The following is a 6174-nucleotide window of genomic DNA, read 5'->3' as shown; positions in this document are numbered from 1 at the left end:
GGTGCGAGTCTGGCAATGCGTCCAGACCGCACCTCTCCTCCGTCTGATCGGGGGTGTGGCATGAACCGCGTAGTCGAATACAGAAACCTGACGTTTGAATCCTCTAGGGATGGGGCGTTGCAAATCTGGTTTGAAGCGCAGTGCGATCTGGATTTCCTGTGCGCTCCTCTGATGACCTCCAACGGAAGAGGGCTGCTTTTTGAGCGGATTACGCCGCAGATTTTGACCGGATGGGCGCTGTATAGGACCGGAAACGCCAAGGAAGATAGCAAAGGCGATATTGTCTCCCTGCGCCCGTTTTGTTCTGGAAGCGATGGAGCTTTAACGGCGGTTGAGCGTCACCTGAAGGCGTTAAAGGAGATCGAGCGGAACCTGTTTCAGGCAGAAAGCATTACCAACGCAGCCCGTGGAGGCGTTGGCAATCGCGATATTCTGCATGACGCTCTACGTTGGTTTTATGGCGTAAGGAGGGAGGGATGCTAACGCGCGAGTGGGCGACCCTGCCGGAGATGGCCGCTTTGGGTTTGCCCGGCATACCAGATGAACGGGCATTGCAAGTTCGGGCACAAAAGCACCGATGGAACCGGCCTGAATGGCGGAATCAAGTGTGGCGTAAGCGTGAAGTTGCTGGTGGTTGTGTCGAGTATTCTTTTCGGGTGCTTGATCGCGCGGCACAGCTTGTGTGGATGCACAAGTTTCTGGAAATCAGTGAGGGAGATGAGAAATCTGCCGTTTCTAACGCTGACCACCGCTATGATGCGGAATGGCAGGCATACGACAAAGCCACAGACAAAGCGAAAGCCAAGGCCCTGAAGGTTCTGGGGTATTTGGATCGCATAGTCCGTTTGGTCGAGGCTGGATTGACAAATGAAGAGGCCATTCATGAGGTGCGTTTAGACGCGGGACTTTCACGCACGACAATCCAGAACTGGCGGCGGCGCGTGAAGGATGTTCCAAGAAATCATTGGCTTCCTATGCTCGTTGACCAACACAAGGGGAATGTAAAGAAAAGAGCTTCATGTGATGAGCAGGCGCTGGAGTTCTTCAAGTCCCGCTGGTTGCAGCCTGAAAGGCCCAAGTTTGAGAAGTGCTACCGTGATCTGGTAACGGCGGCAGAGGAACAGGGCTGGGTTATTCCGAGCATCAACACCATGAAACGGCGGGTCAAGGAACTGCCGCAGATGGTGGTGACGATGGCGCGGCACGGCAAGGACGCTGCCAAGCAGATGATTCCCGCTCAGGAACGCGACCGCACCTATCTGCATGCCATGCAGGCGGTCAATGCGGACGGGCATAAGTGGGACATCTTTGTGCTTTGGCCGGATGGGGTGGTCGCGCGTCCAGTCATGGCGGCGTGGCAGGATTTATACAGCAATACGATCCTGTCATGGCGTGTGGACAGGTCCGAGAATACGGACCTGATCCAGCTTGCTTTTGGCGACATGATTGAAAAATGGGGCATCCCTGAGGAAGCCCTGATGGATAACGGCCGTGCCTTTGCCTCAAAGCGCATGACAGGCGGGGCAAAAACACGCTTCCGCTTCAAGATAAAGGAGGATGATGTCAACGGCGTCATGACCATTCTGGGGGTTAAAACCCACTGGGCGATCCCCCGGCATGGTCAGTCAAAGCCCATTGAGCGTGCCTTTGGCGATATGGAAGAAAACATCGCCAAGGATTTGCGGTTTGCCGGGGCCTATGTCGGCAATAACCCGCTGGCAAAGCCCGAGAACTATGGCAGCAAGGCCATACCTCTGGAAGAGTTTTTAAAGGTCGTTGAACAGGGCATAAAGGAACATAATAACCGCCCGAACCGTCACACACCTACCTGCGGTGGTAAAAAGAGCTTCTTTCAGGCGTTTTCTGAAAGTCTTTCCATCCGTCCGGTCCGCAAGGCTACCGAGGCCCAGCGCCACCTGTGGCTGCTGGCGGCTGAGAATGTGACGGTCAACAAGAAGAATGGCTCCATCCGGTTCATGAAGAACCGCTATTTCGCTGACTTCCTGCATGAGCATCTGGGGGAAAGCGTGGTGGTTCGCTACGACCCTCAGAACCTTCATTCTGACCTGCATGTGTATGCGAAGAACGGGTCTTTCCTTGGTAATGCGCCGGTTATCGAAAAAACTGGCTTCTTTGATACACAGGCAGCAGGTGAGACGAAGCGCAAAGAGCGGAAAATCCTTCGCAATGTGAAGGAAAATCTTGAGCTGCAGCGGAGCATGTCACCGGGCGAGATGATCGACCTGATGCCAAAGATTTCAGATGCTCAGGACGATCTGGTGGAAACCAAGGTGGTGCGCCCGCTGCGGCCCAAGCCGTTTGTGAGTAACGGCAACGCCGCTGTGGCGCAGCATGACGAAGAAGAAGAAGACTGGCTGAGCAAGTATAACGAGCAGACGCGCCCCGAAACGCGCTCTCTGCGGCTGGTCGATACTGACGAAGACTGAAACGAGCCAATAAAGCTCTTGTAAACAGGAATATTTTTCACATGACACAGATCATGAATGATCACGTACGTCTGCGTGACGCCGTAAAAGACCGCAAGGAGCGCACCGGGCTCTCCCTGTCGCAGATTGCCGCAGCCTGCGCTTCGTCCGCCCCCACTGTCAGCGCATTTCTGGGCGGGAACTATGCCGGTGATAACGAAAAAATCGCTGGCAAGCTGCAGGCGTGGCTTGAAGCGCAGGAAACCAAGGAGCGCAATCGTGCCGAACGGCCGGTAGTGCCGGGTTTTGTCATGACGGAAACAGCCCGCACGATCATGAACATGATTGAGACGGCGCAGTATGATGTCGATCTGGCAGTGATTTCCGGCAATGCTGGCACCGGCAAGACGATGGCGGTGGAGGAATACCAGAAACGCTCGAACAACGTGTTTCTGATCACGGCGGACCCCAGCCTGTCCAGTTCGGCGGCTGTGCTGCATGAAATTGCCGATACACTCGGCTGCAATGAAAAGGGCGTGCGCCGTATCCGCTCGATTATCCGCCGCTTGAAGAACACGGAAGCGGTGCTGATCATTGATGAGGCGCAGCACCTGTCCGTGAAAGCTGTTGAGGAAATCCGCTCCATTCACGATCAGGCCAAGGTGGGCGTGGTGTTTATGGGCAACGCGCCGCTGAACGCCAAGTTTGATGGGTTGGGCCGCACGGCGGATTACGCGCAGTTGTTCAGCCGCATTGGTTTGCGCCGGAAGATCGCCAAGCCCCGCCAGAAGGACATGTGCGCCATTCTGGCGGAATGGGCGAGCGCGCAGGATGAGGAAGTGCAGCTCTACGCCAAGGAAATCGGCCGCCGTGATGGCGGACTGCGCAGCATGACCAAGGTGCTGCGCAACGCCACGAAAATCGCGCGGGTGCATGGGCGTGACCAGATCACACGCAAAGACCTTGAAGGGGCGTGGGCCGAACACATGACAGGCGAATTCCCGAAAATCAGGGCGCAGGGGTAATCATCATGTCCATTCTTGAAATGCCGGTGCCGTCCGATGTTCTGACCGAGATTGTCGAAGGCACGATTTTTGCGCAGCCCGAGCGGCATCGGGCGCTGTTGCGCGATATCCGCGATTATCTGCGCGGGCTGGAGCCGGATGAAACGGCGGAAGGGGCAGCGCGTGCCCTGCGGTTCAGCCGCCTGATTGGCGGCGAGGCCCGGCGCGCGCTCGTGATTGAATTTCTGGATCAGTACGACACCGCCACCACCGCCCGCGAAATCCTTGAGCACATGGAGAGCATCTGATGTCCCGACATTCCACCCCGATTGATACGATCGACCGTGTTCTGCGCTCCATGCGCGCGGGTGCGGCCCTGTATGCCCTGCCTCGTGAAGTGACTGTTCTGGATCAGAACGACCGGCGCGAGGCGGCGGACTGGCTGAACGGCATGGCGAATGAGCTGGAAGCCGCCTTTTCCATGCTGAGTATTCCCGTGCAGGCCATGCCCTGCATTATCGACGCCGAGTTTGTCGAGGTGCGGTCATGAGCAGGCGTGAAAGAACCCTTGTGAACCTCCCGGTGATTTTCGACAGCATGAGTAAGGCTCTCGCGGCAATGGAGCAGGAAAACATCAAGTGGTCCCTGTCCGACGTCATTGATCGCATTGGTGCTGACATGGCCCGCATTGTTGGGATTACGCAGGGTGATGGTGGAACGATGGCCGATTTGCAGACTGCCGCATGGAGCATGGCGGTTGCCAGCGTTCTCCATTTTTCCATGGTGCAGGAAAATATCGAACACACCATGCAGCAGCTTCCTGTAACCCCGCACAACAGGACGATCCACTAATGGCACGGCAGACAGGCGAGATCATGACCGCGTGGGTTGATCGCACGGGCCGGATCGAATGGCATCCGGGGGTGGGCTTCCCTGATGGCACGCTGCCGCTGTGCTGCGGCACGCGCGAGGCGATCAAGCCCGCCATGCGCGCCAGAGCGTGGAACGGGCACGAATACCGGGTGCCGGGCATGGATGACACCATGACAGACCAGCAGGCATTCGAAGCCGTGGAAAAGCTGCGCGTCAGCCTGAACGGCTCTTCAAAAGATATTTTCTCGTATTTTTCAGGCATGAACAGGAGGGATGTAGGATGACGAACGGGGCAGAAAAACTGTTGCGTGATGAAGTTGAGGTCGTGGACGGCGAGGAAATGCTCCGTTCCGAATTCGGCAATCTGGTGCGGGTAGATCGCCTGCGGCCCGAGACGGTTCTGGCAGACCAGACCGCGCGAGCAATCGTCAGCCGTATGCGCGCCTTGTCTGAGCATGTGGCTCGGGAAAAACAGGCGATTTTCGACGATATCGAGGCCTATCAGGCACTGGTGTTCGAGCGGTATGGCGCGCGGTTGGGCGGACGGCGCGGCGGGATCACGATTACCGCGTTCGGAGATCGCCGCAAGGTGGCCGTTCAGTCGGCCGACTACAGCCGTGTGACGGCGGCGCTGCCTGCGGCACAGGCATTGATGAACGAAATCCTTGATGATCTGACCGGCGGGGCCGATGCGGATCTGCGCACCCTGATACAGGCGGCGTTCGAGCGCGACGAGCGCACGGGCCGCGTGAACATACAGCGGCTGGCCAGTCTGAAACGCCTGAACCTGCGTCACCCAAAATGGGAGGATGCGAAGCGGGCCATTGAGGACGCGATTGAGCCAGCCGGTTCGAAGCTGGGCATCCGCGCCTATGCGCGCGCCAGTAATGATGACGGCTACGAGCAGATTGTCGTTGATTTTTCCAGACTGTGAGGTGGTGTGATGGCGGACGATAGCAAAATGCTGCACTGCGACTTCTGTGGAAAATCCAATCATGATGTCAGAATGCTTGTTGGTGGACTAAAGGCGAATATCTGCAACGAATGTGTTGGTCTTGCGTGGCAGTTGAGCAAGGAGAGTGAAATTAGAGAGAGTGTAGGGCGCATGGTGAAACGTGTGATGTTTCCGGTTCTTGCGATAAGAGATTTTTTTGCGGGGAAACCCTCATGACCCGGAAACCTCACATGCTTTCACAGGAGAAGGCGGCTCCCGGACGGGAGGCCATGGTGCGGAAAATCCATGTTGGCCGCCGCCAGTTGAGGCTGGATGATGTGACCTATCGCGCGCTGTTGCAGCGCGTGACGGGGCGTGTGTCCAGCACGGTCTGTTCTGTGCAGCAGTTGCATGATGTGCTGGCGGAAATGAAACGGCTGGGCTTCAAGGCGACGGCCCCCAACCATAAACCGTGGGTGCGCAAGGTCTATGCCTTGTGGAAGGAGATGAAGCCCCTGCTGCGCGGGGATGGCTCCAAGGAAGCACTGCGGGCCTTTGTGGAACGGTGCGTGAGTGTGAGCGCGCCCGAGTTTCTGGACGAGCCACAGGGGCGCAAGGTGATTGAGGCGCTTAAGGCGTGGAAGAGCCGGATGGAGACGCGGAATGGCTAAAATGGCGGTAGTGTCTATTGGTTATCATGATTATGCGATGTCAATGAATGACGCGATGACCATTATGAAAATTGCTGAGAAGGCGAAAGAGGTTCGATACGAGGCGGGCCGGAATACCTTTGTTCATACTGAAACAGATAATGTTCTGGCTTCTGAGGTCAGGTTGGCAACAGTTGAAAAACGTACTGCGCCAAAAATCATACCCAAAAGTCACCGTATTACTGATGAGAGCAGAAAGCCCAATCTGCTGAATGACCTGTAGATAA

Annotated in this window: 11 protein-coding genes; all 11 read left to right on the top strand. The window is 56.6% G+C overall.

Annotated features, from left to right (window positions below; genetic code table 11):
- The coding region (locus tag J2D75_RS08620; protein WP_207854369.1) for a hypothetical protein at window positions 1-483 on the top strand (483 nt) is incomplete at its 5' end.
- A gap of 26 nt (window positions 484-509) precedes the next feature.
- On the top strand, window positions 510-2447 hold the full coding sequence (locus J2D75_RS08615) for a transposase domain-containing protein (RefSeq protein ID WP_243428617.1): 1938 nt from the start codon (window positions 510-512) through the stop codon (window positions 2445-2447).
- A gap of 41 nt (window positions 2448-2488) precedes the next feature.
- A complete protein-coding gene (locus J2D75_RS08610) occupies window positions 2489-3451 on the top strand; it encodes an AAA family ATPase (RefSeq protein WP_207854367.1) in 963 nt (320 codons plus the stop codon).
- A gap of 5 nt (window positions 3452-3456) precedes the next feature.
- Complete coding sequence (locus J2D75_RS08605; protein ID WP_207854366.1) at window positions 3457-3738, top strand: hypothetical protein; 282 nt, start codon at window positions 3457-3459, stop codon at window positions 3736-3738.
- Complete coding sequence (locus J2D75_RS08600) at window positions 3738-3980, top strand: hypothetical protein (protein ID WP_207854365.1); 243 nt, start codon at window positions 3738-3740, stop codon at window positions 3978-3980. Before J2D75_RS08605 ends, J2D75_RS08600 begins: the two co-directional genes overlap by 1 nt.
- Complete coding sequence (locus J2D75_RS08595) at window positions 3977-4282, top strand: hypothetical protein (protein ID WP_207854364.1); 306 nt, start codon at window positions 3977-3979, stop codon at window positions 4280-4282. The genes J2D75_RS08600 and J2D75_RS08595 overlap by 4 nt, the downstream gene beginning before the upstream one ends.
- Complete coding sequence (locus tag J2D75_RS08590) at window positions 4282-4587, top strand: hypothetical protein (RefSeq protein WP_207854363.1); 306 nt, start codon at window positions 4282-4284, stop codon at window positions 4585-4587. The genes J2D75_RS08595 and J2D75_RS08590 overlap by 1 nt, the downstream gene beginning before the upstream one ends.
- A complete protein-coding gene (locus tag J2D75_RS08585) occupies window positions 4584-5237 on the top strand; it encodes a DUF3164 family protein (RefSeq protein ID WP_207854362.1) in 654 nt (217 codons plus the stop codon). The genes J2D75_RS08590 and J2D75_RS08585 overlap by 4 nt, the downstream gene beginning before the upstream one ends.
- Before the next feature lie 9 nt (window positions 5238-5246).
- On the top strand, window positions 5247-5474 hold the full coding sequence (locus J2D75_RS08580) for a ClpX C4-type zinc finger protein (protein WP_207854361.1): 228 nt from the start codon (window positions 5247-5249) through the stop codon (window positions 5472-5474).
- Between the two features lie 14 nt (window positions 5475-5488).
- Complete coding sequence (locus J2D75_RS08575) at window positions 5489-5908, top strand: regulatory protein GemA (protein ID WP_207854360.1); 420 nt, start codon at window positions 5489-5491, stop codon at window positions 5906-5908.
- Window positions 5901-6170 carry a hypothetical protein gene (locus J2D75_RS08570; protein WP_207854359.1) on the top strand — a complete coding sequence of 90 codons (270 nt, stop codon included), beginning with the start codon at window positions 5901-5903 and terminating at the stop codon, window positions 6168-6170. Before J2D75_RS08575 ends, J2D75_RS08570 begins: the two co-directional genes overlap by 8 nt.
- The last annotated feature ends 4 nt before the right edge of the window (window positions 6171-6174 follow it).

Source organism: Acetobacter suratthaniensis, from assembly GCF_017377745.1.
GTDB lineage: Bacteria > Pseudomonadota > Alphaproteobacteria > Acetobacterales > Acetobacteraceae > Acetobacter > Acetobacter suratthaniensis.
The sequence above is the reverse complement of the archived record's forward strand: the minus strand, read 5'-3'. Positions and strand labels throughout refer to the sequence as shown.

Excerpts from the sequence above, each read along its gene's own strand:
- J2D75_RS08615 (WP_243428617.1), top strand. The coding sequence starts at position 510 with ATGGCCGCTTTGGGTTTGCCCGGCATACCAGATGAACGGGCATTGCAA.
- J2D75_RS08610 (WP_207854367.1), top strand. The coding sequence starts at position 2,489 with ATGACACAGATCATGAATGATCACGTACGTCTGCGTGACGCCGTAAAA.
- J2D75_RS08605 (WP_207854366.1), top strand. The coding sequence starts at position 3,457 with ATGTCCATTCTTGAAATGCCGGTGCCGTCCGATGTTCTGACCGAGATT.
- J2D75_RS08600 (WP_207854365.1), top strand. The coding sequence starts at position 3,738 with ATGTCCCGACATTCCACCCCGATTGATACGATCGACCGTGTTCTGCGC.
- J2D75_RS08595 (WP_207854364.1), top strand. The coding sequence starts at position 3,977 with ATGAGCAGGCGTGAAAGAACCCTTGTGAACCTCCCGGTGATTTTCGAC.
- J2D75_RS08590 (WP_207854363.1), top strand. The coding sequence starts at position 4,282 with ATGGCACGGCAGACAGGCGAGATCATGACCGCGTGGGTTGATCGCACG.
- J2D75_RS08585 (WP_207854362.1), top strand. The coding sequence starts at position 4,584 with ATGACGAACGGGGCAGAAAAACTGTTGCGTGATGAAGTTGAGGTCGTG.
- J2D75_RS08580 (WP_207854361.1), top strand. The coding sequence starts at position 5,247 with ATGGCGGACGATAGCAAAATGCTGCACTGCGACTTCTGTGGAAAATCC.
- J2D75_RS08575 (WP_207854360.1), top strand. The coding sequence starts at position 5,489 with ATGCTTTCACAGGAGAAGGCGGCTCCCGGACGGGAGGCCATGGTGCGG.
- J2D75_RS08570 (WP_207854359.1), top strand. The coding sequence starts at position 5,901 with ATGGCTAAAATGGCGGTAGTGTCTATTGGTTATCATGATTATGCGATG.